32 protein-coding genes are annotated in these 25382 nt (G+C 68.1%); 12 read left to right on the top strand and 20 right to left on the bottom strand.

The window, feature by feature from the left end; all coding sequences use genetic code 11:
- Positions 1 to 73 precede the first annotated feature (73 nt).
- From JL11_RS15260 to purC, 5 genes are all read right to left on the bottom strand, one after another.
- Positions 74 to 553 (bottom strand): YbhB/YbcL family Raf kinase inhibitor-like protein, encoded by a 480-nt coding sequence (locus JL11_RS15260; protein ID WP_054766404.1) that lies wholly within the window; start codon positions 551 to 553, stop codon positions 74 to 76.
- Between the two features lie 96 nt (positions 554 to 649).
- The gene (gene purS / locus JL11_RS15255) at positions 650 to 886 is read right to left on the bottom strand and encodes a phosphoribosylformylglycinamidine synthase subunit PurS (protein ID WP_054766403.1); all 237 of its coding nucleotides are present in this window, start codon (positions 884 to 886) and stop codon (positions 650 to 652) included.
- Positions 886 to 1170 (bottom strand): hypothetical protein, encoded by a 285-nt coding sequence (locus JL11_RS15250; protein WP_054766402.1) that lies wholly within the window; start codon positions 1168 to 1170, stop codon positions 886 to 888. The genes purS and JL11_RS15250 overlap by 1 nt, the downstream gene beginning before the upstream one ends.
- Positions 1170 to 1373 carry a hypothetical protein gene (locus tag JL11_RS15245; protein WP_054766401.1) on the bottom strand — a complete coding sequence of 68 codons (204 nt, stop codon included), beginning with the start codon at positions 1371 to 1373 and terminating at the stop codon, positions 1170 to 1172. The genes JL11_RS15250 and JL11_RS15245 overlap by 1 nt, the downstream gene beginning before the upstream one ends.
- Positions 1373 to 2131 carry a phosphoribosylaminoimidazolesuccinocarboxamide synthase gene (gene purC, locus JL11_RS15240; RefSeq protein ID WP_054766400.1) on the bottom strand — a complete coding sequence of 253 codons (759 nt, stop codon included), beginning with the start codon at positions 2129 to 2131 and terminating at the stop codon, positions 1373 to 1375. Before purC ends, JL11_RS15245 begins: the two co-directional genes overlap by 1 nt.
- Before the next feature lie 278 nt (positions 2132 to 2409).
- Between purC and JL11_RS15235 the strand changes: the two genes are divergently transcribed.
- Positions 2410 to 2733 carry a DUF1476 domain-containing protein gene (locus JL11_RS15235; RefSeq protein ID WP_054767022.1) on the top strand — a complete coding sequence of 108 codons (324 nt, stop codon included), beginning with the start codon at positions 2410 to 2412 and terminating at the stop codon, positions 2731 to 2733.
- A 182-nt stretch (positions 2734 to 2915) separates the two neighbouring features.
- Here JL11_RS15235 and JL11_RS15230 read toward each other — a convergent pair whose 3' ends face one another.
- The 7 genes from JL11_RS15230 to gcvA form a co-directional block, all read right to left on the bottom strand.
- Positions 2916 to 3521, bottom strand: a complete 606-nt coding sequence (locus JL11_RS15230) for a fasciclin domain-containing protein (RefSeq protein ID WP_227975973.1) — start codon at positions 3519 to 3521, stop codon at positions 2916 to 2918.
- A 126-nt stretch (positions 3522 to 3647) separates the two neighbouring features.
- Positions 3648 to 4490 (bottom strand): formyltetrahydrofolate deformylase, encoded by an 843-nt coding sequence (gene purU / locus JL11_RS15225; protein WP_054766398.1) that lies wholly within the window; start codon positions 4488 to 4490, stop codon positions 3648 to 3650.
- On the bottom strand, positions 4490 to 4993 hold the full coding sequence (locus JL11_RS15220) for a DNA-deoxyinosine glycosylase (protein WP_054766397.1): 504 nt from the start codon (positions 4991 to 4993) through the stop codon (positions 4490 to 4492). The genes purU and JL11_RS15220 overlap by 1 nt, the downstream gene beginning before the upstream one ends.
- Positions 4990 to 5274 carry a type II toxin-antitoxin system RelE family toxin gene (locus tag JL11_RS15215; RefSeq protein WP_054766396.1) on the bottom strand — a complete coding sequence of 95 codons (285 nt, stop codon included), beginning with the start codon at positions 5272 to 5274 and terminating at the stop codon, positions 4990 to 4992. Before JL11_RS15215 ends, JL11_RS15220 begins: the two co-directional genes overlap by 4 nt.
- Entirely contained in the window at positions 5264 to 5509 is a 246-nt protein-coding gene (locus JL11_RS15210; protein WP_054766395.1) for a type II toxin-antitoxin system Phd/YefM family antitoxin, read from the bottom strand. The genes JL11_RS15215 and JL11_RS15210 overlap by 11 nt, the downstream gene beginning before the upstream one ends.
- A gap of 43 nt (positions 5510 to 5552) precedes the next feature.
- Positions 5553 to 6854, bottom strand: coding sequence for an adenylosuccinate lyase (gene purB / locus JL11_RS15205; RefSeq protein ID WP_054766394.1), 1302 nt, complete (start codon positions 6852 to 6854; stop codon positions 5553 to 5555).
- Between the two features lie 50 nt (positions 6855 to 6904).
- Positions 6905 to 7834, bottom strand: coding sequence for a transcriptional regulator GcvA (gene gcvA, locus JL11_RS15200; protein ID WP_054766393.1), 930 nt, complete (start codon positions 7832 to 7834; stop codon positions 6905 to 6907).
- A 122-nt stretch (positions 7835 to 7956) separates the two neighbouring features.
- On the opposite strand from gcvA, the gene cysG reads away from it, so the two are divergent.
- The 5 genes from cysG to JL11_RS15175 are packed head-to-tail and all read left to right on the top strand — an operon-like array spanning position 7957 to position 13382.
- Positions 7957 to 9342 (top strand): siroheme synthase CysG, encoded by a 1386-nt coding sequence (cysG, locus tag JL11_RS15195; protein WP_054767021.1) that lies wholly within the window; start codon positions 7957 to 7959, stop codon positions 9340 to 9342.
- Complete coding sequence (locus JL11_RS15190; RefSeq protein ID WP_007445714.1) at positions 9339 to 9614, top strand: DUF2849 domain-containing protein; 276 nt, start codon at positions 9339 to 9341, stop codon at positions 9612 to 9614. The genes cysG and JL11_RS15190 overlap by 4 nt, the downstream gene beginning before the upstream one ends.
- Entirely contained in the window at positions 9614 to 11284 is a 1671-nt protein-coding gene (locus JL11_RS15185) for a nitrite/sulfite reductase (RefSeq protein WP_054766392.1), read from the top strand. Before JL11_RS15190 ends, JL11_RS15185 begins: the two co-directional genes overlap by 1 nt.
- Positions 11268 to 12347, top strand: coding sequence for a phosphoadenylyl-sulfate reductase (locus JL11_RS15180; protein ID WP_082382729.1), 1080 nt, complete (start codon positions 11268 to 11270; stop codon positions 12345 to 12347). The genes JL11_RS15185 and JL11_RS15180 overlap by 17 nt, the downstream gene beginning before the upstream one ends.
- 36 nt (positions 12348 to 12383) lie before the next feature.
- Positions 12384 to 13382: a cysteine synthase A gene (locus JL11_RS15175; protein WP_054766391.1), complete on the top strand. Its 999-nt coding sequence runs from the start codon at positions 12384 to 12386 to the stop codon at positions 13380 to 13382.
- Positions 13383 to 13536: 154 nt separating this feature from the next.
- On the opposite strand, the gene JL11_RS15170 is transcribed toward JL11_RS15175, so the two are convergent.
- The 8 genes from JL11_RS15170 to flgF all read right to left on the bottom strand — a co-directional run bounded on the left by JL11_RS15170 (position 13537) and on the right by flgF (position 19869).
- Positions 13537 to 15339: a DUF885 domain-containing protein gene (locus tag JL11_RS15170; protein WP_054766390.1), complete on the bottom strand. Its 1803-nt coding sequence runs from the start codon at positions 15337 to 15339 to the stop codon at positions 13537 to 13539.
- Positions 15340 to 15395: 56 nt separating this feature from the next.
- Positions 15396 to 15896: a hypothetical protein gene (locus JL11_RS15165; protein ID WP_054766389.1), complete on the bottom strand. Its 501-nt coding sequence runs from the start codon at positions 15894 to 15896 to the stop codon at positions 15396 to 15398.
- Positions 15897 to 15907: 11 nt separating this feature from the next.
- Positions 15908 to 16351: a hypothetical protein gene (locus JL11_RS15160; protein ID WP_054766388.1), complete on the bottom strand. Its 444-nt coding sequence runs from the start codon at positions 16349 to 16351 to the stop codon at positions 15908 to 15910.
- Positions 16352 to 16403: 52 nt separating this feature from the next.
- A complete protein-coding gene (locus tag JL11_RS15155) occupies positions 16404 to 16880 on the bottom strand; it encodes a hypothetical protein (protein ID WP_054766387.1) in 477 nt (158 codons plus the stop codon).
- A gap of 98 nt (positions 16881 to 16978) precedes the next feature.
- Positions 16979 to 17719, bottom strand: coding sequence for a flagellar basal body L-ring protein FlgH (gene flgH / locus JL11_RS15150; RefSeq protein ID WP_054766386.1), 741 nt, complete (start codon positions 17717 to 17719; stop codon positions 16979 to 16981).
- Positions 17720 to 17730: 11 nt separating this feature from the next.
- Positions 17731 to 18324 (bottom strand): flagella basal body P-ring formation protein FlgA, encoded by a 594-nt coding sequence (locus JL11_RS18150; RefSeq protein ID WP_054766385.1) that lies wholly within the window; start codon positions 18322 to 18324, stop codon positions 17731 to 17733.
- A 3-nt stretch (positions 18325 to 18327) separates the two neighbouring features.
- Complete coding sequence (gene flgG / locus JL11_RS15140; protein ID WP_054766384.1) at positions 18328 to 19116, bottom strand: flagellar basal-body rod protein FlgG; 789 nt, start codon at positions 19114 to 19116, stop codon at positions 18328 to 18330.
- A gap of 12 nt (positions 19117 to 19128) precedes the next feature.
- Positions 19129 to 19869, bottom strand: a complete 741-nt coding sequence (flgF, locus tag JL11_RS15135; RefSeq protein WP_054766383.1) for a flagellar basal-body rod protein FlgF — start codon at positions 19867 to 19869, stop codon at positions 19129 to 19131.
- A 175-nt stretch (positions 19870 to 20044) separates the two neighbouring features.
- Here flgF and JL11_RS15130 point away from each other — a divergent pair, with 175 nt between their 5' ends.
- The 6 genes from JL11_RS15130 to JL11_RS15105 all read left to right on the top strand — a co-directional run bounded on the left by JL11_RS15130 (position 20045) and on the right by JL11_RS15105 (position 25290).
- Complete coding sequence (locus tag JL11_RS15130) at positions 20045 to 20728, top strand: flagellar basal body-associated FliL family protein (RefSeq protein WP_054766382.1); 684 nt, start codon at positions 20045 to 20047, stop codon at positions 20726 to 20728.
- 3 nt (positions 20729 to 20731) lie between these two features.
- Positions 20732 to 21772 (top strand): flagellar motor switch protein FliM, encoded by a 1041-nt coding sequence (fliM, locus tag JL11_RS15125; RefSeq protein WP_054766381.1) that lies wholly within the window; start codon positions 20732 to 20734, stop codon positions 21770 to 21772.
- Positions 21772 to 22362, top strand: coding sequence for a DUF6468 domain-containing protein (locus JL11_RS15120; protein ID WP_054766380.1), 591 nt, complete (start codon positions 21772 to 21774; stop codon positions 22360 to 22362). The genes fliM and JL11_RS15120 overlap by 1 nt, the downstream gene beginning before the upstream one ends.
- A gap of 17 nt (positions 22363 to 22379) precedes the next feature.
- Positions 22380 to 23264, top strand: a complete 885-nt coding sequence (locus tag JL11_RS15115) for a MotE family protein (RefSeq protein WP_054766379.1) — start codon at positions 22380 to 22382, stop codon at positions 23262 to 23264.
- Between the two features lie 303 nt (positions 23265 to 23567).
- Positions 23568 to 23807 (top strand): DUF3297 family protein, encoded by a 240-nt coding sequence (locus tag JL11_RS15110; protein ID WP_054766378.1) that lies wholly within the window; start codon positions 23568 to 23570, stop codon positions 23805 to 23807.
- A 40-nt stretch (positions 23808 to 23847) separates the two neighbouring features.
- Positions 23848 to 25290, top strand: a complete 1443-nt coding sequence (locus tag JL11_RS15105; RefSeq protein WP_054766377.1) for a M20/M25/M40 family metallo-hydrolase — start codon at positions 23848 to 23850, stop codon at positions 25288 to 25290.
- The last annotated feature ends 92 nt before the right edge of the window (positions 25291 to 25382 follow it).

The following is a 25382-nucleotide window of genomic DNA, read 5'->3' as shown; positions in this document are numbered from 1 at the left end:
CCTCGCGGGCTTCAACCCGCCAGAAATGATCGTCGATCACATAAGGTTGCGGCGCGGCCGCCGAGGGGCGGGCTCAGCCCAGGTTCTCATAGGTCGCGGTGATCGAGGCCTTGGCCAGGGTGTGGAAATGCAGGTTGAAGCCGAACACCGCGCCGGAATCGTCGGCGGTGACGTCCAGCCGCTCCACGTCCACGGCGAAGACGGTGAAGACATAGCGGTGCGGGCCGTGGCCGGGCGGCGGGGCGGCGCCGCCGAAGCCGGCCTTGCCGTAGTCGGTGCGGCCCTGGACGGCGCTGGTCGGCAACTGACCGCCGGGCGAGCCGGCGCCGGTCGCCAGTTCGGTCACATCGGCCGGGATGTTCGCGACCGTCCAGTGCCAGAAGCCGGAGCCGGTGGGGGCGTCGGGATCATAGCAGGTGACGGCGTAGCTCTTCGTCCCCTCCGGCGCGCCCGACCAGGCGAGGTGGGGCGAGGTGTTGCCCTTGGCGTGAACCTGGGCGTCGGGCAGGACGCCGCCGTCCTGAATGTCGGTGGAGGTGAGGGTGAAGGGCATAGGTGCTCCGTCGTTCAAGCCGTTAGCTTAACTAGGAGTCCGCTGTATGGATGCAAGCGCCTCTTCCGCACCTTCGCGCGGAAGAGGCCGAATGCTTCAAGCCGCCTCGATACGGTAGCCTTCGATCACCGTATTGGCGAGCAGCTGCTCGCACATCTTCTTGGCCTCGCCTTGCGGATCCTCGACGCCGTCGAGGTCGAACTCGATCAGCTTGCCGACGCGGGCGTTCGATACGCCCGACCAGCCCAGACCCTGAAGGGCGCCTTCAACGGCCTTGCCCTGGACGTCCAGCACGCCGGCCTTGAGGAAGACGTGAACCTTGATTTTGGCCATCAGCCGTTGCCTTTCATGAAGGGAGTGAAGTCGGACCAGTTCTCGACGCGGAAGCCGCGAACGTCCTTCACGCATTGGGGGAACCAGGGCAGAGCCTTGAGGGCGGTCATGGCCAGAGTCAGATTAGCGAGGTCCGGGATTTCAGTGAGATAGACGCTCTGTTGGACGCGGTGGAAATCATAGCGTTTCAGGGTCCGTTCGATCTCGCGATACGCCTGCCTCACCCCGGCGGGATGGATAGCGGTCGTCTCGTTGAGGTCCAGATCGAAGGAAATGGCGAACATCAGGCCAGGGGGTCGTTTTCGGCGTCGGCCAGCGGATAGTCGAAGGCTTCGTCGCTGTCGATTAGACAGGCCCTGACGCGGTCCCCGACAATGGCGGTCACTTCATAGACCGGCCCGACGCCCGCGATGCGGCGAAAGCGGCTGGTTCCGGCCAGGTCAATGGACCGTCGGAACTCGCCGCCCTCTTCCGCTACGTCAATCATCAGTGCAGCCCGCCCTGAATCACCGTCGGCATGCCCTTCATGATGCCCAGGCGACGCGCGACTTCGGTGTAGCTTTCGATGACGTTGCCCAGGTCGCGGCGGAAGCGGTCCTTGTCCATCTTCTCGCCGGTCGAGGAGTCCCACAGGCGGCAGGAATCGGGGCTGATCTCGTCGGCCAGGATGACGCGGCTGAAGTCGTTCTCCCAGATTCGGCCGAACTCGATCTTGAAATCGACCAGGGTGATTCCGACCGCGCTGAACAGGCCCGACAGATAGTCGTTGACCCGAACCGTCATCGCCAGGATGTCGTCCAGTTCCTGGGTCGAGGCCCAGTTGAAGGCGGTGATGTGCTCTTCGGTGACCATCGGGTCGTTGAGCTCATCCTTCTTGTAGTAGAATTCGATGATCGAGCGGGGCAGGGGCGTGCCTTCCTCGATGCCCAGGCGCTGGCTCATGGAGCCGGCGACGATGTTGCGGCAGACGACTTCCAGCGGAATGATCTCGACTTCGCGGATCAGCTGCTCGCGCAGGTTCAGGCGTTTGATGAAGTGATTGGTCACGCCGATGCCGTTCAGGCGCGACATGATGAATTCGCTGATCTGGTTGTTGACCACGCCCTTGCCTTCGAGAACGGCCTTCTTCTGGGCGTTGAAGGCGGTGGCGTCGTCCTTGAAGTACTGGATCAGGGTGCCGGGCTCAGGTCCTTCGTACAGGATCTTGGCCTTGCCCTCGTAAATCTTCTTGCGCTTGCTGTTCATATTCCGGTCCCGGCTTACGGGCGCCCTCCAGAAACAAAAATCGCGCGGCCATGGTGGAAAGGGGAAGACCCGGTCCTGGCGGCGCGTTTCGGAATCGTTCGGGCAGTCAATCTCGTTCGCGGTCTCCTTAGCGGAAGGCGGCGCCCGATACAAATGAACGCCGCGTGCGACGCCGCAACAGGACCAAGGTCTATGCAAGCCATGTTGCGTTCGGGCGCGGGCGGGCTATAGACGGCGCTTGCCCCGAGGTCAGGGGTGTGCGGAGCTTGCTGAGCGACATGACGACGTTCGACGATCGGGAAAAGGGCTTTGAGGCCAAGTTCGCCCTCGATCAGGAGCAGGAATTCAAGGCCATCGCCCGGCGCAACAAGATGTTGGGCCTGTGGGCGGCCGAGAAGATGGGCCTGTCGGCCGACAGCGCGGACCAGTACGCCGCCGCCATCGTGCGCGCCGACATGGAGCAGCCGGGCGACGAAGACGTGTTCCGCAAGGTGGCGGGCGACTTCAAGGCCTCGGGCCTGACGGTCTCGGAGGGCGAAATCCGCTCCAAGATCGACGAACTGGCCTCGATCGCCCGCGAACAGATTCGCGCCGGCGAATAAGGATTCCGGCCTTCGGGCCTTCAGACGTCGAAAGGGCCGCACCCGGGGGAAAGTGCGGCCCTTTCTTTATGCCGGGGACGTTGGGGGGATGTCTCACCCGGCTTACTGTGCGTCTCGCGCCCCCTAAGAACACGGGGGGCGGGATTTGGTTTCCGCCGGTTCCGGGCGGATCGTAAATATTTTTACGGCATCAGAACCGTATCTACGACATGGACCATGCCGTTCGATTGAGCCACGTCCGCCTGGGTGATGGTGGACTTTCCGCCCTTGGCGTCGGTGATGACCCAGGTATCGTTCGGGCCCGCCGAAACCTTCAGTTCCTCGCCCTGAACGGTCTTCAGGGTCGCGGTTCCGCCGTTCGCCTGGGCCTGGGCGGCGATGTCGGCGGCCGTCAGACGCCCGGCGACGACGTGATAGGTCAGGATCTTGGTCAGATCGGCCTTCATGTCAGGCTGCATCAAGGCGGTGCGGGTGGCTTCGGGAATCTTGTCGAAGGCGGCGTTGTCGGGGGCGAAGACGGTGAAGGGGCCGGGGCCTTGCAGGGTTTCGACCAGGCCGGCGGCCTGAACGGCGGCGACCAGGGTCGACAGGTTCGAGGCCTTGGAGGCGTTGGCGACGATGGTCTCGTTCGAGCTCATGGCGGCGCCGCCGACCATGGGTTCGGCCGCCATAGGCGCCATGGCGGTACCTTCCGCCGGCGCCATGGCCGTCGATTCGGCCGGGGCGGTCTCGTTGTTGTTGCAAGCGCCGAGCGCCATCAAGGCGCCGCCGGAGGCGGCGACGAGCATAAGTGTCCGAAGATTTGGCATGGTTGTTCCTTCCCTGTTGGTCCGCACTGCGGCGTTGACGGAAAGGTTACGGCTTGAGGCGGGTAAAGGATGCCTGCGGCGTGACAAGAGGACGCAGCTTGGCCGTTAGTCCTCGAAGACGACCGTCTTGGCGCCATGCAGCAAAACCCGGTCTTCCAGGTGCCGACGGACTGCGCGGGCCAGGACGCGGCGCTCGATGTCGCGGCCTTTTCTGATCAAATCTTCGGGCGTGTCGCGGTGGCTGATTCGCTCCACGTCCTGTTCGATGATCGGACCTTCATCCAGGTCGGCGGTGACATAGTGGGCCGTGGCGCCGATCACCTTCACCCCGCGCGCATGGGCCTGGTGATAGGGGCGGGCGCCCTTGAAGCCGGGCAGGAAGGAGTGGTGGATGTTGATGCAGCGCCCCGCCAGCCGACCGCTGAGATCGTCGGACAGAATCTGCATGTAGCGGGCCAGAACGACCAGTTCCGTGCCGGTCTCCTCGATCAGGCGCAGAAGCTGGGCCTCCTGGGCCGGCCTGTCGGCGGCGCTGACGGGCAGGTGATGGAAGGGCAGGTCGCCCAGATCGACGTGGCCGATCATCTCGCGCGGATGGTTCGAAACGACCGCCGTCACATCCATGGGCAGTTCGTCGATCCGCCAGCGGTACAGCAGGTCCGCCAGGCAATGGTCGAAGCGCGAAGTCAGAATCATCACCTTGCGCGGTTCCGGCCCCCTCAGGGTCCAGTCCATGTCGAATCGCCCAGCCAGAGGGGCGAAGGCGGTGCGGATCGCGGCCGGGTCGTCGCCTTCGCGCGGTTCGAACACCACACGCATGAAGAAGGTGGCGCCGGCGGCGTCGCCGAACTGCTGGGCGTCGGAGATGTTGGCGTCCCGCTCCAGCAGGAAGGCGGACACGGCCGCCACAATGCCGTGGCGGTCGGGGCAGGAGAGGGTCAGGATCATCAGACGGCAGGCTTATCCGGGAGAAACTTGCCGAGTATGGCCCAGGTTTCCGCCTTTGCCGACAAGGATATTGCATGGGCGGGGCTGGACGACGGCAGATCGACCAGGGCTAGGCCGGCGAGGTCGGCCAGGATCCGCCGACCCAGCTTGGCCGCCAGACCGCCGTTGAAGGCGACGGCGCGCAGTTCGGGGAGGTCCTGGATCAGACCGCGCAGATCGGCGGCCTCGGGCGACTTGATCGCCGCGTCCAGACTGCCGGATCGCCGGGCCGAGGCAATTACGTCCCACAGGCCGACGCCGCGCGCCTTCAACCGCTCCAGGCGGTCGGGGTAGGGCAGGGCGGCCAGGGGCTCGTCCAGCACCCCGCCGATCAAGGGCCAGAAGCCGTTGCGCGGGTGGGCGTAATATTGCGCCGCCTTCAGCGAGGCGTCGCCCGGCAGGCTGCCGAGGATCAGCAGGCGGGTGGCGGCGTCGACGACGGGGGGGAACTGGCTCTTGGTCATTCCCGACGCGCCGCGTCCCGATACACCTGGCTGCGGTCGCGTCTGCCCACCGCGACGACGGTCACCGTGACGATTGCGTCCTCGACCCGATAGACCAGCCGATATCCGGCGTCGCGCAGCTTGATCTTGTAGTGATCGCGCATCCCGTGGAGCGCATCCTTCGGAACACGCGGACTCTCCAGTCGTTCGGCGAGCTTTTTCTTGAACTGGACCCGGACCGGAGCGCCCAGCTTCTCCCACTCCTTCAGCGCGGAGGGGAGGAACTGAAGATCAAAGGGCATCGAGCGAGACGCGCACCGGCGTCTCGTCCTGCCGCTGGCGGACAGTCTCGATCAAGGCCAGATCGTCCAGGCGTTCGATCATCGCCTCATAGGCGGCGGCCGGGACCATATAGGCCATGACCCGGTTGTGGTTCAGCACGGCCACGGTCTGGCCCGCCGCGTCGTCCATGACGGCGCTGGGGCTCTTCTTCAGGTCAGAGACGCTGACCGCGATAGAGGCTTCGACGCGTTGCATGATGATAGAGTACGAAAATCGGTGCCATTTTCAATACTGAAGATCATCCCTCGCCGAATACCCGCTTGAACACCACGTCCACATTCTTGGTGTGATAGCCGAGGTCGAACAGGGCTTCGAGCTGATCGTGGGGCAGGGTGACGCGGTCGTCGGCCTTGAGGAAGTCCAGGAAGGCGCCCTCGCCGCGCCAGACCTTCATGGCGTTCTCCTGCACGGCGGCATAGGCCGCCTCGCGCGAGACGCCGGCCTGGGTCAGGGCCAGCATGACCCGTTGCGAGTGCACCAGACCGCCCAGGCGGTCGAGGTTCTTCTGCATGTTCTCGGGATAGACGTTCAGCCGCTCGATCACGCCGGCCAGGCGTTGCAGGGCGAAGTCAAGATGGATGGTGGCGTCGGGACCGATGCCGCGTTCGACCGAGGAATGGCTGATGTCCCGCTCGTGCCACAGGGCGACGTTTTCCATCGCCGGGGTCACGGCTGAGCGGACCAGACGGGCCAGGCCGGTCAGGTTTTCGGTCAGGATGGGGTTGCGCTTGTGCGGCATGGCCGACGAGCCCTTCTGACCCTTGTCGAAGAATTCCTCGGCCTCCAGCACCTCGGTGCGTTGCAGGTGGCGGATCTCGACCGCCAGACGCTCGACCGAAGAGGCGACCACGCCCAGGGCGGCGAAGAAGGCGGCGTGGCGGTCGCGCGGGATGACCTGGGTCGAGACCGGCTCGACCTGGAGCCCCATCTGTTCGGCCACATAGGCTTCGACGGCGGGGTCGACATTGGCGAAGGTGCCGACGGCGCCGGAAATGGCGCAGGTGGCGATCTCTTCCTTGGCCGTGATCAGGCGGCGTTTGGCGCGCTGGAACTCGGCGTGATAGCCGGCGAGCTTCAGGCCGAAGGTCACGGGCTCGGCGTGGATGCCGTGGCTGCGGCCGACGGTCGGGGTGTACTTATGCTCCTTGGCGCGGGTTTCCAGCGCGGCCAGGACGCGATCGACGCCTTCGATCAGCAGGTCCGACGACCGGGCCAGCTGGACCGCGAAACAGGTGTCCAGCACGTCCGACGAGGTCATGCCCTGGTGCAGGAAACGCGCCTCTTCGCCGACGATCTCGGCGACGTGGGTCAGGAAGGCGATGACGTCGTGTTTGGTGGTGCGCTCGATCTCGTCGATGCGGTCGGCGTCAAAGGTCGCGTCCTTGCCCTTGGCCCAGATGGCGTCGGCGGCCTGCTGGGGGATGACGCCCAGTTCGGCCATCTTGGTCGCCGCATGGGCCTCGATCTCGAACCAGATCTTGTACTTGGTCTCTTGCGACCAGATGGCGGCGGCGTCGGGGCGGGAATAGCGCGTGATCATGGGGCGGTCGTGTCGGTCCGGCCGCCGTCGGAGTCAAGGTTTGCGGTGCTCTAAAGCTGTCCCATCGTATTGTCGTGATCGACGGCCTGCCGCTTCAGCCAGGCGACGAAGGCGGTGGCGCTGGGCGAGGGCGGGCGGTCGCGGGGCTGGACGACGTAATAGGCGAAGCCGACCGCTTCCGAGCCGTCGGGGAAGGGGGCGACCAGACGGCCCGAGGCCAGGTCGGCCTGGGCCAGGGTCCGTTTGGCCAGGGCGACGCCGCGGCCGGAGACGGCGGCCTCGATCAGCAGGCTGGACTGGTTGAAGCGCGAGCCCCGGCGCGGGTCGGGGTGGCGCACGCCGCGCGCCTTCAGCCACATGGCCCAGTCGGGGCGGCTGGGGTCGCCGTCGTTGGACATGTCGTGCAGCAGGGTGTGGCGCATCAGGTCGGCGGGTTTGCGGATCGGATGTTCGCCGTCCATCAGAGACGGGGCGCAGACGGGCAGGACCGTTTCGGTCATCAGCCGGTCCACGGTCAGGCCGGGGTAGTCGCCGGGGCCGTAGCGGATGGCCAGATCCACCTTGCCCTCGGTCAGGTCGGCCGGCTCCATGTCGGCCGAGATCCAAAGCTCGATCTCGGGATGGGCGGCGTGGAAGTCGTCCATGCGCGGCATCAGCCATTTGGAGGCGAAGCCGGGGGCGATGCTGATCGACACCTGTTTGCGGCGCGGCGGTTCGCGCAGCAGGGCCGAGGCGTCCATCAGCCGCTCGAACCCCTCGCGCAGCAGGGGGACCGAGGATCGGCCGAGGTCGGTCAGCTGGAGACCGCGCGCCTCGCGCACGAACAGGGGGCCGCCGACAATGTCCTCCAGCAGGCGGATCTGCTGGCTGACGGCGCCGGGCGTCACCGCCAGTTCGTCGGCGGCGCGCGAGAAGTTCAGGTGACGCGCGGCGGCCTCGAACGCGCGCAGGGCGTTGAGCGGGAGCAGGGAACGGGCCATCGCCGTTAGAAATCCTATCAGCGTGCCAAAGGCAATCTGGTTTGCGGGTCTGGACGGGGAGGCCGATGGTTCGGGCTCCGCCGCCGTCCTCCTTCCCCGACGCCGGCCCTGAAAGCAAGACGATGCGTGTATTTCTCGCCTCCATTCCGCTTGAGGCCGCCAAGATCGTGATCATCGGCGGCGGTGAGCCCGCCCTGGCCAAGCTGCGACTGTTCCTGAACACGCCGGCCCAGCTGCTGTGGTTCGCGCCTGACGGCGCCCCGCCCCGGATGGAAATCCCGCTGAGCGCGCCGGAGCCGGTGCTGCGCGCGCCCCAGGCCCAGGATCTGGGGGGGGCGCGTCTGGTCTTTATGGCCTTGGACGACGCGGACGAACTGACGCGGCTGGGCGCCCTGGCGCGGGCGGCGGGGGCCCAGGTCAATGTGGTGGACAAGCCCCATCTGAGCGACTTCCAGACCCCGGCCCTGATCGACCGGGACGAGGTGGTGATCGGGGTCGCCACCGGGGGATCGGCGCCCATACTGGCCCGCGACGTGCGCTCGCGGATCGAAGGGGTTCTGCCGGCCGGCCTGGCCAATGTGGCCCGAATGGCGCGCGAACTGCGCGACACCGTCAAGGCCAGCGTGCCGGACTTCATGGCCCGGCGGCGGTTCTGGGAGAAGGCCTTCCGGGGTCCGGCGGCCGATCTGGCGGCGGCGGGCCGCACGGCCGAGGCGCGGCGCGAGATGCTGCGGCTGCTGAACGTCGCCGCGCCCGAACAGGGGGTGGTCCATATCGTCGGGGCGGGGCCGGGCGATCCTGAGCTGCTGACCCTGAAGGCGCTGCGGGTGTTGCAGGACGCCGACGTGATCATTCACGACCGGCTGGTGCCCGAGGCCGTGCTGGAACGGGCGCGGCGCGACGCCAAGCGGCTGTATGTCGGCAAGGCGCGCGGCGAACATTCCGTGCCCCAAGATCAGATCGAGGCCCTGATGATCGAGGAGGCCAAGGCCGGTCACCGGGTGGTGCGGTTGAAGGGCGGCGATCCCTTCGTCTTCGGGCGCGGCGGCGAGGAGCTGGAAGCGATGCGGGCGGCCGGGGTTCCGGTCTTTGTGGTGCCGGGGGTGACGGCGGCCCTGGCCTGCGCGGCTTCGGCCGGGATCCCTCTGACGCACCGCGAGCACGCCCAGGCGGTGACCTTCGTGACGGCCCAGGCCAAGCCGGGCGGCGTCGACGCCGACTGGACCCGACTGGCGGCCCCGAACCATACCCTGGCCATCTATATGGGCGTGGACCGGGCCGAGAAGACGGCGGCCAGGCTGATGGCGGCGGGGCGGTCTGGCTCGACCCCAGTCGCCATCGTCGAGAACGGCAGCCGGCCGGACGAGCGGGTGCTGACGGGGCGGCTGGACGGGCTCGGCGCCCTGGTGCGGGGCGCCCATCTGACCGGTCCGGCCCTATTGTTCGTCGGCGAGACGGCGGCGTTTTCGGCGGCTCAGCTGGACGTCCGGGCGGAGTTCGCGGCGTGAAGATCGTGACCGCAAACCGCCTGTCGGACGGCCGCGTCATCTATGCCGGCCTGAACAATCAGCCGGTCGAGCGCCTGGACGAGGCTTCGACCCTGGACGAGGCCGCGGCCGAGATCGTGCTGGCGGAGGTCGCCGGGCGGCCCGACGTCTTCGTCAATCCCTATCTGGTCGAGGTGCAGGATCGCGCGCCGTCGGGCCGGGATCGGCTGAAGGAGCGGATTCGCGCCGCCGGCCCGACCGTCGGCCACAGCGTGGCGGGAGGCGTGGGCTGATGTATCGCTATGACGAGTTCGATTACGCCCTGGTGCGTGAGCGGGTGGCGGAGTTTTCCGACCAGGTGGCGCGCCGCGCCTCCGGCGCCCTGACCGAGGACGAGTTCAAGCCGCTGCGGCTGATGAACGGGGTCTATCTGCAGCTTCACGCCTATATGCTGCGGGTCGCCATTCCCTATGGAACGTTCAACAGCCGCCAGATGCGCCGGCTGGCCCATATCGCCCGCACCTATGACAAGGGCTACGGCCATTTCACGACGCGGACGAACATCCAGTACAACTGGCCGGCCCTGACGGACCTGCCGGCGATCCTGAGCGATCTGGCCGATGTCGAGATGCACGCCATCCAGACCTCGGGCAACTGCATCCGCAACACCACGACCGACGTCTTCGCCGGGGCGGCGGAGGACGAGATCGAGGATCCGCGGCCCTGGTGCGAGATCATCCGACAGTGGTCGACCATCCATCCGGAATTCTCGTTCCTGCCGCGCAAGTTCAAGATCGCGGTGATCGGGGCCGAGAAGGACCGGGCGGCGATCCGGACCCATGACGTGGGCCTCCAGATCGTAAAGGGCGAGGACGGCGGGACGGCCTTCCGCGTCTTCGTCGGCGGGGGGCAGGGGCGACTGCCCCATATCGGCCAGGAGATCGCCTCGGCGGTTCCGGCTGCGGACCTGCTGGCCTATCTGACCGCCATATTGCGGGCGTGGAACCTCTTGGGACGGCGCGACAATATCCATAAGGCGCGGATCAAGATCCTGGTCGCCTCGGTCGGGCTGGAGGCCTTCCGCGAGGAGGTGGACAAACACTACGCCACCCTGCGCCTGGAAGACCTGCGGATCCCCGAGGACGAGGCCGAGCGGATCAAGGCCTATTTCGCCCCGCCGCCGTTCGAGGATCTGCCCAAGGCCAGCGCTCCGTTCGAGCGCGCCCTGCTGGCCGATCCGGACTTTGCGCGGTTTGCGCGGAACAATGTGCGGCGTCACCGCCAGGCGGGCTACGCCTCGGTGGTGGTGTCGCTGAAGCCGGTCGGCGGGGTGCCGGGCGACATCACGGCGGACCAGATGGACGCGGTGGCGGACCTCGCCGAACGCTACGCCTTCGACGAACTGCGCGCTGCCTATGAGCAGAACCTGGTCCTGCCCCATGTGAAGCTGGACGACGTGCCGACGGTCTGGCGGGCGCTGCTGGAGGCGGGGCTGGCCACGGCCAACGCCGATCTGGCGACAGACGTCATCGCCTGTCCGGGACTGGACTATTGCAGCCTGGCCAACGCCCGGTCGATCCCGGTGGCCCAGGCCTTGTCGAAGCGACTGGCGGACCTGGACTATCAGGAGAGGCTGGGGCCGGTCCGGATCAATATGAGCGGCTGCATCAACGCCTGCGGCCACCACCACGTCGGCCACATCGGGGTGCTGGGCGTCGACCGGAAGGGCGAGGAATACTACCAGATCACCGTCGGCGGCTCGCCCGACGAACAGGCGGCCCTGGGCGACATCGTCGGCAAGAGCCTGCCGGCGGACGAAGTCGCGCCCGCCATTCAGCGGACCCTGGACCGCTATCTGCAAATCCGCGCCGAGGGCGAGCGGTTCATCGACACGGTGCGCCGTGTCGGACCCGATCCCTTCCGCGACGCCATCTATGAGACGCTCGATGCTGCAAACGCTTGAGGGAGTTCAGAACGGACCGCGCCTGCCGGTGACGACCCCGCTGGAGGAGGTCGAGGCGGCCGCCGCCGCAACCGACGTCCTGGTGCTGGAGTTTGACGCCTTTCGCGACGGGCGCGGCTTCTCGCTGGCGGCGGTGCTGCGCGAGCGGGGCTACGCTGGGCGGCTGATCGCGGCGGGCAAGGTCCTGCCGGACCAGGCGCGCCATCTGCGGCGGTCGGGATTCGATGCGGTGGAACTGGCGCCGGGCGCTGACACGGCGGCCTGGGCGCGGATGGATCAGGCTTTCAGCGGCTCCTATCAGCCGGCTGTCGATCCGGCCCCGACCATCTGGCAAAGGCGGCGGGCGGCGTCGAACGATCGGGATCTGCAGGCCCTGGCCGACCGGTTGAACCGCCAGACCGAGGGCAAGGAGGCGTCCGAGATCCTGAAGGCGGCGCTGGATCCGGCCCTGGGCCTGCGCGTCGGCGCCATATCCTCGTTCGGGGCGGAATCGGCGGCCCTGCTGCACATCGTGGCCGAGACGGACCGGGACGTGCCGGTGGTCTTCCTGGAGACCGGCCAGCATTTCCTCCAGACCCTGTCCTATCGCACCCAGCTGACCAAGACCCTGGGGCTGACGGATGTGCGTCTGGTCACGCCGGATGCGAACGAGAAGGCGGCCCTGGACGCCCGCGACGACCTGTGGAAGACCGACGCCGACGCCTGCTGCGACCTGCGGAAGGTGCGGCCCCTGGCGCGGGCGACGGTCGGGTTCAACGCCCTGATCACTGGACGCAAACGCTATCAGGCCGCCACTCGCGCCGAGTTGAAGCCGTTCGAGGTGCTGGACGGGGTGCTGCGGATCAACCCACTGGCGGACTGGGACGCCGACGCTGTCGAGGCCTGGCTGGAGGCGCACGACCTGCCGCGTCATCCCTTGGTCGAGCAGGGCTACCGCTCCATCGGCTGCTGGCCCTGCACCCGCGCCGTCGAAGACGACGAAGACGCGCGGGCCGGACGCTGGTCGGGGATGGACAAGGTCGAATGCGGCATCCACCTAGGCAAGCGTCAGGTCGCCGCCTGATCGTCCTCCCGTTCGACCTCGCCTGAAAGCTGAAACGTGTCCGTCACACCGTCTGTCATCGACCTGATCGGCCATACGCCGCTGGTCCGCCTGAATCGCCTGTCCGACGAGACGGGCTGCGAAATCCTGGGCAAGGCCGAGTTCATGAACCCCGGCGGCTCGATCAAGGACCGCGCCGCCCTGTCCATCGTTCAGGGCGCGCGGGCGTCGGGCGCGCTGAAGCCCGGCGGCGCCATCGTCGAGGGCACGGCGGGCAATACCGGCATCGGCCTGGCCCTGGTCGGGGCGGCCCTGGGCCATCCGGTGGTCATCGTCATGCCCCGCACCCAGTCGGAGGAGAAGAAGTCGGCCATCCGGTCGCTGGGCGCACGCCTGGTCGAGGTGGACGCCGCCCCCTTCTCCAGTCCCAACCATTTCGTCCATTATTCGGGCCGTCTGGCGACCGAGCTGAACGAGAGCGAGGAGGCGGGCGCTATCTGGGCGAACCAGTTCGACAACACCGCCAACCGAGACGCCCATTATACGACGACAGCGCCGGAAATCTGGGAACAGACGGGCGGCCAGATCGACGCCTTCGTCTCGGCCGTGGGGTCGGGCGGCACCATCTCGGGCGTCGCCGCCTATCTGCGCGAGAAGAAGCCCGAGGTGACCATCGCCCTGGCCGATCCCGCCGGCGCGGCCCTGTTCAACTGGTTCACCAAGGGCGAGATGACGGGCGAGGGCTCGTCGATCACCGAGGGGATCGGGGTGGCGCGGATCACCGGCAATCTGGAGGGGTTCAAGCCGGATTACGCCTACCGGATCGAGGATGCGGAGTTTCTGCCGATCCTGTTCGATCTGGTGAAGCACGAAGGTCTGTCGCTGGGCGGATCGGCCGGGGTCAACATCGCCGGGGCCGTGCGGCTGGCGCGCGAGATCGGGCCGGGCAAGACCATCGTCACCTGCCTGTGCGATCCGGGGTCGCGCTATGCGTCCAAGCTGTTCAACCCGGAATTCCTGACGTCGAAGGGCCTGCCGGTTCCGGCGTGGGCTTAAGACCCTCTCCCGCTCGCGGGAGAGGTGGCCCGGCGTCCGCGCAGCGGACCAGGGTCGGAGAGGGGAGTCTCGTTTGAACAGAAGACTTCCCCCATCGTCAGGCGTGTCGCTGCGCGCCACGACCTGACACTTCCCCCGCAAGCGGGGGAAGGTCCTATTTCTCCGCCGCGATCCAGGCGTCCATCCGCTGGTCCAGCAGGGCCAGCGGCAGCGGGCCCTCCGTCAGCAGGGCGTCGTGGAAGGTGCGGATGTTGAACTTCGGCCCCAGTTCGCGTTCCGCCCGGGCGCGGATTTCGCGCAGGCGGATCTCGCCGATCTTGTAGGCCGTGGCCTGGCCGGGCCAGCCGATGTAGCGCTGAAGCTCGGTCTCGATATTGTGGGGCGCCAGGGCCGAGTTGTCGCGGAAACAGGCGCGGGCCTGTTCTTCCGACCAGCCCATCCAGTGCAGGCCGGTGTCGGCCACCAGGCGGCAGGCGCGCCACATCTCGTAGGACAGGCGGCCGAAGCGTTCATAGGGCGTGCGATAAAAGCCCATCTCCTCGCCCAGGAACTCGGAATAGAGACCCCAGCCTTCGGTGAAGGCCGTCACATTGGCCTGGCGGCGGAAATAGGGCTGGTCCTCGGCCTCCTGCTGCAGGGCGATCTGAAGGTGGTGGCCGGGCACGGCCTCGTGCAGGCTCAGGGCCGGCAGTTCGTACAGGGGGCGCTGGTCGAGCTTCGACGTGTTGACCACATAGTGGCCAGGGACGCCGTTCTGCATAGAGCCGGGATTGTAGCGGCCGGTGGTGTAGGTCGCCTCGATCTGGGGCGGGACCGGCTGCACGTCATAGGGCAGGCGGGGCAGGGTGGCGAACAGGGCGGGCAGGCCGCCGTCCGCACGCTTGGCCATCTCCGACGCCTTCTCCAGCAGGTCCTCGCGCGTCTGGGCGTAGAATTGCGGGTCGGTGCGCAGGAAGTTCAAAAAGCCGGCGAAGTCGCCGGTCCAGCCGGCGGCCTTCATCTCGATCTCCATCCGGGCGCGGATGCGGGCGACCTCGGACAGGCCGATCTGGTGGATCTGGTCCGGCGTCAGGTCCGTGGTGGTGTGGCCGCGCACCAGATAGGCGTAGAGGGCCTTGCCGCCGGGGCGGTTGCCCAGACCGGGCTCGATCGGAGCCTGGGGCAGGTATTCGGTCTCCAGGAAGGTCAGCCAGGCTTGGCGCGCGGGGACGATGACGGCGGCGACCGCAGCGGCGGCCTCGGCCCTCAGCCGGTCGCGGTCGGCGGGGGCGATGGTGGCCGGCAGGGTGGCGAAGGGTTTGAGCAGGGGCTCGTCCTCGGGCGTGATCGCCACGTCGTTGCGCGCCCCGGCCAGGGCGCTTTCGGTGACGGAGCGGGGCTGGACCATGCCGGTGGCGAGACCCCGCCGGGCGTTATCGGTGGTCTGGGCGTAGATGTCGCCGAAGCCCCGGATGCGCCGGATATAGGCCTGGGCCTCCGCCACCGTGTTCAGCCGGGTGCTCTGACCGACATAGAGGGCCCAGGTTCCGGGCCCGCCTTCGCTGTCGAAGGCCAGGCGAGAGGCGTCGTAATCCAGACCCTCGACGCCGCGCTTCAGGCTGTACAGCAGAAAGGCGTGATTGATCCGCGCCGCCTGGGAAAGACTTGCCGGGTCGATGGTCTCGAGCCGGGCGACGAAGGCTTCCAGCGGCGCGCGCTGGGCCAGTTCGAAGGCGCGCGACAGGTCGGGAACCCGGCCCATGGCCTCCACATCGCCCTCTCCGCCCGCAGCGAAGGGGTCGATCGCCTTCAGATAGGTTTCGTAGTCCGCGATCAGGGCGTTCAGCGCCGCCTCAGCCGGGCGGGCCGTCGCCGGCGCCGTCACCGGGCCCCCCGTCTGCGCAGCCTGCGGGGCCGCAGCCGCGCCGGTCGCCGCCGTCGCCAAACCGGCCGCAACGGCCAAACCGATGATCTTCATGACGCCCTCCGCTTTCCACCGCCACGCAAGCGGAGCGGACGGGGGGCGTCAAGCCGTCATCCGCAGGCGGCGAAGAAGCGTTCGATCTCGGCCAGGGCGGCGGGGCGGGCGGCGTAGGCGTGACGTTCGTCCCCGTCCCAGACGGCGATCCAGCCCAGCCGGCGGAACCGCTGGAAGACGGGGTCCTTGGTGCTGGCGCGGGCCTGGGCGTAGTAGCCGTCGCTGATCGCCGCCTCTTCAGAAGTGGCGCGATAGGTTTCGGTGTCGCCGCCGGACTCCAGCCGCAGCTGGCGCGCCGGCTTGTCGAGTATGGCGGCCAGATCCAGGGTGTCGGAACCGGGACGGCAGAAGAGCTGAAGCTTGACTTCGTCGCTGTGGGCCATGCCGTAGACCAGAGCCTGTTGCGGCGGCTCGTCCGTGTTGCGGATCCAGTCGTAGCCCGGCGTCGGTGCGGGGGCGGATGCGGCCGGGGACAGGTCGGCCGTCGGCGGCTGGGTCGCGCAGGCGGCCAGGGCCGCGACGGACAGAAGGGGCGGGATCAGCTTAAGCCGGGACATCGTCGGTCTCCTCAACCGGCGCAACGGTCCGCCAAACGGCGCAGCTTGGCAAGATGGGCGCGGGGGATGGCCACCCGGTCTGTTCGATCGCCCGTCTGAATGGTCAGATCGCCCGAGCCGACGAAGGCGGCGAACAGCGGATGGTCGGTGCGGACCGTCACCTGCAGCCGTCCCCGCCGTCCGAACCGGGCCGGACTGGTCGCGGCGACGTCGCCGGAGCTCAGGCGCGCGAAGGCGGCGCCGGGCGCCGGGGCGTCTTCCTTGTATACGGTAAGGTCCACGACGCCTGAGCGCGGATCACATTCCACGGTGGCGCGAAGATTGGGCGTGTCGGGCGCCTCATTGGCCAGAACGACCGGACCCTCGTTCTCATAAAGGGTCCAGGTCCAGACCGGGGCGGCGTGCGGAGCTCCCGCCTGGCCGAAAGCCAGGAGGGCGGCGAGAATGAGGTTCATCGGTCGGCCCTGCTGGCGGTGGAAGTCAAGCCTGCGTCAGCCGCGTATTTTGTCAAGCGCGCGAAGATCCGCAATAGGCCAGAAAGTCCGCGATCATCCGCCGCTCGGCCCTGTCAGCGGTCAGGTCGAACTGGCCTGCATCGCCCTGAACCCGCATCACGCCGCGGTCGGCGAGACCCTTCAGACTGGCGTCCTGCAAGGACAGGCGCGACTCCGTAGCGTCGCCGCCGGTCAAGGGATCGATAAGGCTGGGACCGTGCGAGGCGTTGATCAGGCGAGGCGTGTCCGGCTGAACGTCGCCATAGACCACGGCCGTCCGGTCGCCGGGCGAGCAGGTGACCATCAGGGCCAACTGATCGGAGTTAGCCACGCCGTAGGCCAGCTTGGCCATGGCGCCCTCGTGGCTCAGATGCCAGGCCATGGCCGGCGCTTCCGCCGACATCGGGGCCGAGGGCTCGGTCGCCTGCGGCTTGGCGGCGAAGGCGACCAAGGCGATGGCGGCGGCGGCGGGGATCAGGACCTTGAACATTTCATTAACTCGCGTCTGACGGTCAAACGCGGGTATTCGTCAACAGTTCACGGCTCCGCTTGTGCGGCTGATGGTTGTGGCTTTCGCGCCGCAGCGGGTCAGAAGGGGCTGAAGCGCTCCACCAGGCTCTGGGCGGCGGGCGTGGCCTGCATCCGGCTGATGTCGCCGCGGCCGCCGTAGGAGATGCGGGCCTCGGCGATCTGGGTGTGGTTGATCGAATTGGCCGAGGAGATGTCTTCCGGCCGCACGATGCCGGCGACGGTCAGTTCGCGAACCTCACGATTGGTGCGGACCTCCTGGCGGCCCTGGATGACCATATTGCCGTTGGCCAGAACCTCGGTGACGACGGCGGCGATGGTCAGAGAGACCTTTTCGGACCGGTTGACCGAGCCCGAGCCCGAGGCGTTCGTTTCGCCTTCCAGCCCGACCATCTTGGCCGGATCGAAACCGCCGGGGAAGGCGCGGCCCAGGCTGCTCTCTAGGCCGAAGAAGTTGGACACTCCGGTCGAGGCGTCGTTGGACCGCGACCGCTGGGTCGTGTTCTGGGTCTGGGCGCGGTCGTCGATGTCGATGCGGACGGTCAGGATGTCGCCGACGTGACGGGCGCGCTGGTCGCCGAAGAAGGTGCGGGCGCCGACCCGCCACAGGCTGTTGGCGCTGGCGGGGGTCGATTCAGTCCGCATCGCCGGGGCGGCCATATAGGCCTGCTGGGTGGGAACCAGGGCGGCGGGATAGCCGATGGGCGCCAGCTGGGGGCCGCGCACCGCCTCGACGGCGGTGGAGCAGGCGCCCAGGGAGGCGGCGGCGGAGACGGCGGCGGCGAGGACGAGCTTACGCATGACGGACTTCCCTAGCGGGCGGCGAATTGTTGAGGATTGGCGCGGGCCATGTCGGCGGCGGGACCGGCGACGGCCTGGCCGGGACCGGAGGCCACGGCGTCGATGATGCGGTTGGAGGAGGTGTTCATGACCGCCACGGGCTCGCCCAGGGCGGCGTTGCGCAGCGCCTTGCCCATGACGCTGAGATTGACGCCCCCGACCTGATAGGTGACGCGCACCATGTCGTTGCGGGCGATGACCTGGGCGCCGGCGGAGACAAAGGCGGGGCGGGCCGTCTGGCCGGCCGAGGCGGCGGCGGTCTGAACCGGGACGGCGGCGGCGCGACGCACGGCGACTCGACGCAGGCCCGTCGGATTGTCCCAGTCCAGACCCGCCTGACGCGCCTGGGCCTGAAGGGCGCCGGCTTCCAGAACGACGGACGGGCCAACGCGCTGGGCCACCACCACCTCAGAGGCGGCGCCCGCGCCCTCGAACAGGTCGCCCAGCGTCACCCGGCCGTCGTCGTCGACAGGGTTGGACTTCAGGACCACCGAGCCGGCTGAGGCGGCGCCGGCGATCGCGGCGAAGACGGCGGTCAGGGCCAGGGCGTTACGAACGATCTTCATGGCTCAGCCCTTCACCTGGGAGGTGACCGACATCATCTGGTCCGCCGTCGATATGACCTTGGAGTTCATCTCATAGGCGCGCTGGGCGATGATCAGGGCGCTGATCTCGGACACCGCATCGACGTTCGAGGCTTCGGTATAGGCCTGCAGGATCTGGCCGAAACCGACGTCGCCGGGCGAGCCGATGTTGGCGGCGCCCGAGGCGGCCGTCTCCAGCAAAAGATTGTCGCCGATCGCTTCCAGCCCCGCCTCGTTGAAGAAGGTCGCCAACTGGATCTGGCCCACGGTGGTCGGCGCCGTCTGACCCTGCTGCGTCGCCTGGACCAGGCCGGTCTTGGAGATGGTCAGCTTGACCGTGTCCTGCGGGATCGAGATCGCCGGTTCCAGAGGATAGCCGTCGTCGGTGACGATCTGGCCTTCGGGGCTGAGCTGCAGATTGCCCGCGCGAGTGTAGCCGATCTCGCCCGAGGGCAGGGTCACCTGGAAATAGCCGCGGCCGTCGATCGCCATGTCATAGGGATTGCCGGTCTGCTGGGGCGTGCCCTGTTCGGTCACGCGATAGACCGCCCCGGCCTTGACGCCGGCGCCGATCTGAATGCCCGTCGGGACGACCGTGCCCTGGCTGGAGGACTGGGCCCCCATCCGTTCGACGTTCTGATAGAGCAGATCCTGGAACTCGGCGCGCTGCTTCTTGAAGCCCACCGTGTTCATGTTGGCGATGTTGTTGGAGATGACCTCCACGTTCAGCTGCTGGGCGGCCATGCCCGAGGCGGCGGTGCGAAGTGCGCGCATGTCCAGGGTTCCTTATGCGACCTTGCCGAGGCGCTCGACGGCGCGACGGCTCAGGTCGGTGGTGTTCTCGATCATCCGGGTGACGCTCTCATAGGCGCGGCTGATCTCGACCAGGTTGGTGATCTCGACGAGGGAGTTGACGTTGGAGGCTTCCAGAGCGCCCTGATGGACCTGGGCGTCGTTCGCCTCGACCGGCTGGGTGTTCGAGCTGTTGCGGTAGAGGCCGTCGCCGCCCTTCTCCAGAACGCCGAGGGTGTCAAAGCGGACGACGGAGAGGCGGCCGGTGATCTGGCCCGCCTGGGTGATGGTCCCGTCCGCGCCGACCGATATGGCGCCCAGCGCAGGGTCCAGCACGACCTCGGCGCCGCCGCTCAGCACAGGCGCGCCCTGTTTGGTGGTCAACCGGCCCTCAGGGTCCAGGGTGAAGGCGCCGTCGCGGGTATAGGCCTCGCCGTTCGCGCCGTCGCGGACGGTGAAGAAGGCGCCTTCTCCGGCGATGGCGAAGTCCAGCGTGCGGCCCGTCTCGGACATGGCGCCCTGGCCGAAGTCCCGGCCGACGCCGTTGTCCAGCACGAAGCTGGCGGACGGCCGGATGGCGTCGTTGCGCGCCCGCTGGCCGATTTCCGTCCCGACCATCAGCTGCTCCACCTTGAAGCCGGTGGTGTCGGCGTTGGCGATGTTGTTGGCCACGATGTCCAGCTCGCGGCGCAGCGTCATCTGACGGGACAGTCCGATATAGGCGGCGTTTTCCACGACGAGGCTCCTTCGAAATCCCTTACGCAATGACCGTGCCAACAGGGTTAATTCAGGCGCGGCGGGGCTTTGCGGGGGAGGAGGGCCGGGTTCGCCCGGCAAAAACTGCCGTTTGTAAACGTCGCATTAACCAAGCCGGGCCGATCTTCCCCTGTAGATTCTCCGGGGCGAGCGCATGTTGAAACTTGGCAAGAAGAAGGGCGACCCCAGCGCCGACGCGGCCGAGGCCGAGGCCGAGGCGGGCGCCGAGGGCGAAGAAGGCGCGCCCAAGAAAAAGAAGCTGCCGATCCTGTTCATCATCGCCCCGGTCGCCCTGCTGGTCCTGGGCGGCGGCGGCGCGGCGGCCTTCTTCCTGATGAAGCCCAAGCCGGCCGAGACGCATGGCGAGGAAGCCGCCGCAGCGGAAGGCGGCCACGGCGAAGCCAAGGCCGAGGAAAAGGGCGGTCACGGCAAGGAAGAGAAGAAGGGCGAGGAAAAGGGCGGCGGCCACGGCGGGGGCGGCAAGGAGGGCGAGGCCGATCCGTCGCTGGGCAAGATTTCGGAAGGGCCGGACGGCGTCACCTTCTACACCCTGCCGGACATGGTGATGAACATCCAGTCGCCGGACGGACGCCCCACCTTCCTGAAGCTGAAGCTGACGCTGGAGATGCATGACGCCGAGGTGGCGACGCATCTGCAGGAAGAAATGCCGCGCCTGCAGGACATGTTCACGGGCTTCGTGCGGGAGCTTCGCCCCGAGGATCTGAGCGGTTCCGCCGGCACCTATCAGCTGCGCGCCGAGCTTCTGCGCCGCATCAATCTGGTCGCCGCGCCGGGCAAGGTCGACGCCGTTCTGATCGAAGAAATGCTGGTGCAATAGGCGATGACCGACGCGCCGATCGATTCCCTGGCCGGACTGGGCGATCCTGCGGACGCCCTGTCCGAGCGCGTCCTGAACCAGGACGAGATCGACAGCCTGCTGGGCTTCGATCTCGGCGACGACGACGGGTCGGAAAAGTCCGGCATTCGCGCCATCATCAACTCGGCGCTCGTCTCATACGAACGCCTGCCGATGCTGGAAATCGTGTTCGACCGCCTGGTGCGGTTGATGACGACCAGCTTGCGCAACTTCACCTCGGACAACGTCGAGGTGTCGCTGGACAACATCTCGTCGATCCGGTTCGGCGACTATCTGAACTCCATCCCTCTGCCGGCCATCCTGGCGGTGTTTCGGGCCGAGGAACTGGACAACTACGGCCTGCTGACCGTCGATTCCAACCTGATCTATTCGATCGTCGACGTGCTGCTGGGCGGCCGTCGCGGCACGGCGGCCCTGCGGATCGAGGGGCGGCCCTACACCACCATCGAACGGGTGCTGGTGCAGCGGATGGTGGAGGTGGTGCTGAACGACGCCCGCCAGGCGTTCGAGCCCTTGACCCCGGTCACCTTCAATCTGGACCGGCTGGAGACCAATCCGCGCTTCGCCGCCATTGCGCGCCCGGCCAACGCCGCCATCCTGATCAAGCTGCGGATCGACATGGAGGATCGCGGCGGACGGATCGAACTGCTCCTGCCCTATGCGACGCTGGAGCCGATCCGCAAGATGCTGCTGCAGCAGTTCATGGGTGAGAAGTTCGGCCGCGACAACATCTGGGAAGGCCACTTGGCCACCGAGATCTGGACCACCGAAACCGAGGTGCGGGCGGTGCTGGACGAGCAGGTCATGCCCCTGTCCAGCGTCCTGAACCTGAAGGTCGGGGACACGATGATGCTGAACGCCACGCCGGATTCGGAGGTTTCGATCCGTGCGGGCTCCATCCCCCTGACGACCGGTCGCATGGGCCGAAAGGGACAACATATCGCCGTGCGCGTCGAAGGGCCGATCAGCCCTGAATCCGCCGCAAGAATAAAGGGCGCGCGCTGATGGCTGGAATGATCATGGACGCCGTCCTGATGCTGCTGCTGGTCGCGGCGGTCGGCTACGGGATCAAGCTGGAGCGCAAGCTGGCGGCCCTTCGCACCGGGCAGATCGCCTTCGCCCAGGCGGTGACCGAGCTGAACGCCGCCGCCGGCCGCGCCGAGGCCGCCCTCGCCAATCTGCGCGCTTCGGGCCAGGAGACGGATCTGCTGCACGACCGGATCATCAAGGCGCGCGAGGTCAAGCAGCAGCTGGAGGTTCTGATCGCGCGGGCCCCGACCGCGACGAGCCGGAGCCGGGAAGAGGAGGCGGTCGCCCGTCCCGAACCGGTTCGTTCGGCCGCGATCGCCCCTTCGCCGGCCGCCCTGGTCAATGACGACGACGAGCGCGCCCGCCGCATGGCCGCCCTGGCCGAACGCATCCAGGGCATGACCCCGACCGTCGCGAGCGCCGCGACGGGCCGGGCGCCGGCCGGGCGCGACAATGTCGCCGCCATCGTCCAGGCCCTGACCGCCGTCGGCTCCGCTAACCAAACCGCAAAACAAAGCCTCAACGCCGCGCGTCGTAATCTGGACGACGACCTGTTCGCCGCCTGAGTTCGGAACCTTCTTTCATGGCCCGCATCCCCCGCCTTCTCCCCCTGATCGCCGTCGCCATCGGCGGGGTCGTCGCCGTGCGCGCCGTCGGCGTCGCGCCGGGCCTGTTCGAAGGCGCCAAGGCCTGGGCCGAGGAGGCTGCGCCGGCCGCCGCCGCTGCGGCGCCCAAGCCCGCCCCGGCCGGGACCTGCGCGCTCTCGCCCGAACAGCTGGCGCAGCAGGCCGGCATTTCTCCGGCCGAGCTGAAGATCATCCAGTCCCTGTCGGCGCGCCGAACCGAGCTGGACGCGCGGGATCAGGACTTCGCCACCACCCTGCCGCTGATGGTCGCCGCCGAGCAGAAGCTGGACGCCAAGGTCAAGGCGCTGGAGGCGCTGAAGGCCGAGATGAAGCAGATGCTGGGCCAGGTCGACGAGCGCGAAAAGGCCGAGATCGACCGGCTGGTTCAGGTCTATTCGGCCATGCGGCCCAAGGACGCCGCCCCCGTCATGGCTTCGCTGGAGGATCGGGTTCGTCTGCCGGTCGCGGCGGCCATGCGGCCGCGCACCCTGGCGGCCGTCATGGCCCAGATGACGCCGGCCCAGGCCAAGGAGCTGACGGAGAAGATGGCCGCCCGCTTCCAGGCGCAGCAGATGGCGGCCCGCGCCGCCGCCGCCGAAGCGACCCCCGCCCCGGCCGCCGCCGCGCCCGCGACGCCGGGTTCTGGTCCGACGGCTGCGTCCCCGGCGCCGACGCCTGCTGCGGCGACCCCGGCGCGTCAGACCCCGCGTCCGGCCGCCCGCCGCCCGGCGAACCGTCCAGCCGCCCGCCCGACCGCGACCCCCGCCGCCGCTCCGGCCAGCGGTCCCCAAGCCTATCAGCCCTCGGCCGCCGACGCCCAGCCGCGCCAGACGGTGCAGTGACGTCCCTTGCGGATTCATCCTTAGTGGGATGACGGCGATCCGCTAACCCATTTGGGCGCATCCTCCCTTCACGCCCGATTTGGGGGCGAGGCATTGAGGATGGTCCGCCATGCTCGGGGAAGTCTTGTATATTGCGCACCGCCTTCGGCGCCCGCTGGCGCGCGGCCTGCTGACGGCGCCCCTGTGGCTGGCCATACCGCTGGCGCGGCTCTGGCTCGGGTTCTGAGCGGCGGTTTCGGTTGGCAGGGCGGCCGGGCGCGGCTATCACCGCGCCTTTCCGACCTACGAGCCCGCTGACCGACCATGTCCGACACGCCTCCCGACCGCCTCTCCGTCGACCCGTCCAGCCCCTATCACGACGCCGAGGCGTTGCAGCGCGGCGTCGGCGTCCGGTTCAAGGGCGAGGAAAAGACCAATGTCGAGGAATATTGCGTCTCCGAGGGCTGGGTGCGGCTGGCTCTGGGCAATCGCGTGGACCGCAAGGGCAAGGCCCTGACCGTCAAGTTGCAGGGGACGGTGGAACCCTATTTCCAGAACGGCTGACTCTTTCTAGGGTCGCGGCTTTCCAAGTGGAGCCGCGCCCATGTCCCTTCGTCTGCTGACCGCCAGCGCCCTTGCGCTGGGCCTTGTCGCCTTTGCGCCCCTGGCGTCGGCCCAGGACGCCGCGACGGTGGAGCGGGCGATCGCCATTCGCGACGCGGCCCTGCGCTCCAACATCGCCCTGGACTACGTCACCCAGCTGACGACCCGGTTCGGCGCGCGCCCGGCGGGATCGAAAGCCGAACAGGACGCCGCCGCCTGGGCCGCCGACTATCTGCGCGCCCACGGCTTCCAGAACGTCCGCATCGAAGAGTTTCCTCTGGTCGGGTGGGAGCGGGGCGAAAGCTCCGCCGCCATTGTCGGCGACCACGCCCAGGCCCTGGTCGCCGCCGCGCTGGGCCATTCGCCAGCCACCCCCACAGGCGGAGTCGAGGCCGAGATCGTCCGTTTCGCCTCGATGGAAGACCTTCAGGCCGCGCCGGACGCCGCTGTGCGGGGCAAGATCGTCTATGTCGATTTGGGCCAGATGCATCCGATGCAGGACGGCTCGGGCTATGGTCCCCAGACCCGCGTGCGCGGGGCCGGGCCGGGCGTCGCCGCGGCCAAGGGGGCGGCGGCCTTCGTGATGCGCTCGGTCGGGTCCGACGAGGACCGGATGCCGCACACCGGCACCACCCGCTATGTAGACGGCAAGCCGACCATCCCCGCCTTCGCCCTGTCGGCGCCGGACGCCGACCAGGTCAGCCGCCTGGTCGCCCTGGGCGAGCCGGTGCGGATGCGCCTGACCTCGACGGCCCATACCTATGAGACCCACAGCCAGAACGTGATCGGCGACCTGCCCGGCGCCAGCCGTCCGGACGAGATCATCGTCCTGGGCTCGCACATGGACAGCTGGGATCTGGGCACCGGCGCGATCGACGACGGAGCGGGCGGCGCCATTACGGTGGCCGCAGCCAAGGCCATCGCCGACAGCGGCCGTCGCCCGGCGCGCACCCTGCGCGTCATCTTCTATGGTTCCGAAGAGGTGGCCCAGCCGACGCCCCGGACCGGCAACGGCGGCGGCGTCTACGCCCGCAACCAAGGCGCCGCCCTGGACAAGCACATCATCGCCGGCGAGAGCGACTTCGGCGCCGACCGGGTCTATGCGCTGCGGCTGCCGGCCGGCGCGCAAGGCTCCGACTTCCAGAAGGCCGCCACGCGCGTCCTCTATCCGATCGGCGTCCTGGCCTCGGACCGCGTCGAGACCGAGGGCGGGGTCGATGTCGGGCCTATGGGGCCGTTGGGCGTGCCCTTCTTCGGCCTGGCCCAGGACGGAACCCGCTATTTCGACCTGCACCACACGGCCAACGACACCCTGGACAAGATCGACCCGGCCCAACTGAGCCAGAACGTCGCCGCCTGGGCGGGGCTGCTGTGGCTGATCGCCGATTCGGACGTCGATTTCCGCGCCATGCGCCCCGCCGCCCCGGCCACGCCTGCGCGCTGAGCCGCTTGGCCCCGGCCGCCGGTTCTGGCTATAGAGCCGGACCGGCTCGCGGGCGTGGCGAAACTGGTAGACGCAGCAGACTTAAAACCCAC

Source organism: Brevundimonas sp. DS20 (assembly GCF_001310255.1).
In the GTDB taxonomy this organism is placed as follows: domain Bacteria; phylum Pseudomonadota; class Alphaproteobacteria; order Caulobacterales; family Caulobacteraceae; genus Brevundimonas; species Brevundimonas aurantiaca.
This window is presented reverse-complemented; position numbering and strand designations above follow the sequence as displayed.

What these genes read in the sequence shown, in the direction of transcription:
- purS (WP_054766403.1), bottom strand. Translation starts at nt 886, where the DNA reads ATGGCCAAAATCAAGGTTCACGTCTTCCTCAAGGCCGGCGTGCTGGAC.
- fliM (WP_054766381.1), top strand. Translation starts at nt 20,732, where the DNA reads ATGACCGACGCGCCGATCGATTCCCTGGCCGGACTGGGCGATCCTGCG.
- JL11_RS15155 (WP_054766387.1), bottom strand. Translation starts at nt 16,880, where the DNA reads ATGTTCAAGGTCCTGATCCCCGCCGCCGCCGCCATCGCCTTGGTCGCC.
- flgH (WP_054766386.1), bottom strand. Translation starts at nt 17,719, where the DNA reads ATGCGTAAGCTCGTCCTCGCCGCCGCCGTCTCCGCCGCCGCCTCCCTG.
- purB (WP_054766394.1), bottom strand. Translation starts at nt 6,854, where the DNA reads ATGATCACGCGCTATTCCCGCCCCGACGCCGCCGCCATCTGGTCGCAA.
- JL11_RS15185 (WP_054766392.1), top strand. Translation starts at nt 9,614, where the DNA reads ATGTATCGCTATGACGAGTTCGATTACGCCCTGGTGCGTGAGCGGGTG.
- JL11_RS15245 (WP_054766401.1), bottom strand. Translation starts at nt 1,373, where the DNA reads ATGATTGACGTAGCGGAAGAGGGCGGCGAGTTCCGACGGTCCATTGAC.
- JL11_RS15260 (WP_054766404.1), bottom strand. Translation starts at nt 553, where the DNA reads ATGCCCTTCACCCTCACCTCCACCGACATTCAGGACGGCGGCGTCCTG.
- JL11_RS15170 (WP_054766390.1), bottom strand. Translation starts at nt 15,339, where the DNA reads ATGAAGATCATCGGTTTGGCCGTTGCGGCCGGTTTGGCGACGGCGGCG.
- JL11_RS15250 (WP_054766402.1), bottom strand. Translation starts at nt 1,170, where the DNA reads ATGTTCGCCATTTCCTTCGATCTGGACCTCAACGAGACGACCGCTATC.
- JL11_RS15105 (WP_054766377.1), top strand. Translation starts at nt 23,848, where the DNA reads ATGTCCCTTCGTCTGCTGACCGCCAGCGCCCTTGCGCTGGGCCTTGTC.
- JL11_RS15115 (WP_054766379.1), top strand. Translation starts at nt 22,380, where the DNA reads ATGGCCCGCATCCCCCGCCTTCTCCCCCTGATCGCCGTCGCCATCGGC.
- JL11_RS15120 (WP_054766380.1), top strand. Translation starts at nt 21,772, where the DNA reads ATGGCTGGAATGATCATGGACGCCGTCCTGATGCTGCTGCTGGTCGCG.
- purU (WP_054766398.1), bottom strand. Translation starts at nt 4,490, where the DNA reads ATGATCCTGACCCTCTCCTGCCCCGACCGCCACGGCATTGTGGCGGCC.
- JL11_RS15110 (WP_054766378.1), top strand. Translation starts at nt 23,568, where the DNA reads ATGTCCGACACGCCTCCCGACCGCCTCTCCGTCGACCCGTCCAGCCCC.
- JL11_RS18150 (WP_054766385.1), bottom strand. Translation starts at nt 18,324, where the DNA reads ATGAAGATCGTTCGTAACGCCCTGGCCCTGACCGCCGTCTTCGCCGCG.
- gcvA (WP_054766393.1), bottom strand. Translation starts at nt 7,834, where the DNA reads ATGGCCCGTTCCCTGCTCCCGCTCAACGCCCTGCGCGCGTTCGAGGCC.
- JL11_RS15180 (WP_082382729.1), top strand. Translation starts at nt 11,268, where the DNA reads ATGCTGCAAACGCTTGAGGGAGTTCAGAACGGACCGCGCCTGCCGGTG.
- JL11_RS15215 (WP_054766396.1), bottom strand. Translation starts at nt 5,274, where the DNA reads ATGCCCTTTGATCTTCAGTTCCTCCCCTCCGCGCTGAAGGAGTGGGAG.
- JL11_RS15130 (WP_054766382.1), top strand. Translation starts at nt 20,045, where the DNA reads ATGTTGAAACTTGGCAAGAAGAAGGGCGACCCCAGCGCCGACGCGGCC.
- cysG (WP_054767021.1), top strand. Translation starts at nt 7,957, where the DNA reads ATGCGTGTATTTCTCGCCTCCATTCCGCTTGAGGCCGCCAAGATCGTG.
- JL11_RS15165 (WP_054766389.1), bottom strand. Translation starts at nt 15,896, where the DNA reads ATGTCCCGGCTTAAGCTGATCCCGCCCCTTCTGTCCGTCGCGGCCCTG.
- purC (WP_054766400.1), bottom strand. Translation starts at nt 2,131, where the DNA reads ATGAACAGCAAGCGCAAGAAGATTTACGAGGGCAAGGCCAAGATCCTG.
- JL11_RS15230 (WP_227975973.1), bottom strand. Translation starts at nt 3,521, where the DNA reads ATGCTCGTCGCCGCCTCCGGCGGCGCCTTGATGGCGCTCGGCGCTTGC.
- JL11_RS15210 (WP_054766395.1), bottom strand. Translation starts at nt 5,509, where the DNA reads ATGCAACGCGTCGAAGCCTCTATCGCGGTCAGCGTCTCTGACCTGAAG.
- JL11_RS15235 (WP_054767022.1), top strand. Translation starts at nt 2,410, where the DNA reads ATGACGACGTTCGACGATCGGGAAAAGGGCTTTGAGGCCAAGTTCGCC.
- JL11_RS15220 (WP_054766397.1), bottom strand. Translation starts at nt 4,993, where the DNA reads ATGACCAAGAGCCAGTTCCCCCCCGTCGTCGACGCCGCCACCCGCCTG.
- flgG (WP_054766384.1), bottom strand. Translation starts at nt 19,116, where the DNA reads ATGCGCGCACTTCGCACCGCCGCCTCGGGCATGGCCGCCCAGCAGCTG.
- JL11_RS15160 (WP_054766388.1), bottom strand. Translation starts at nt 16,351, where the DNA reads ATGAACCTCATTCTCGCCGCCCTCCTGGCTTTCGGCCAGGCGGGAGCT.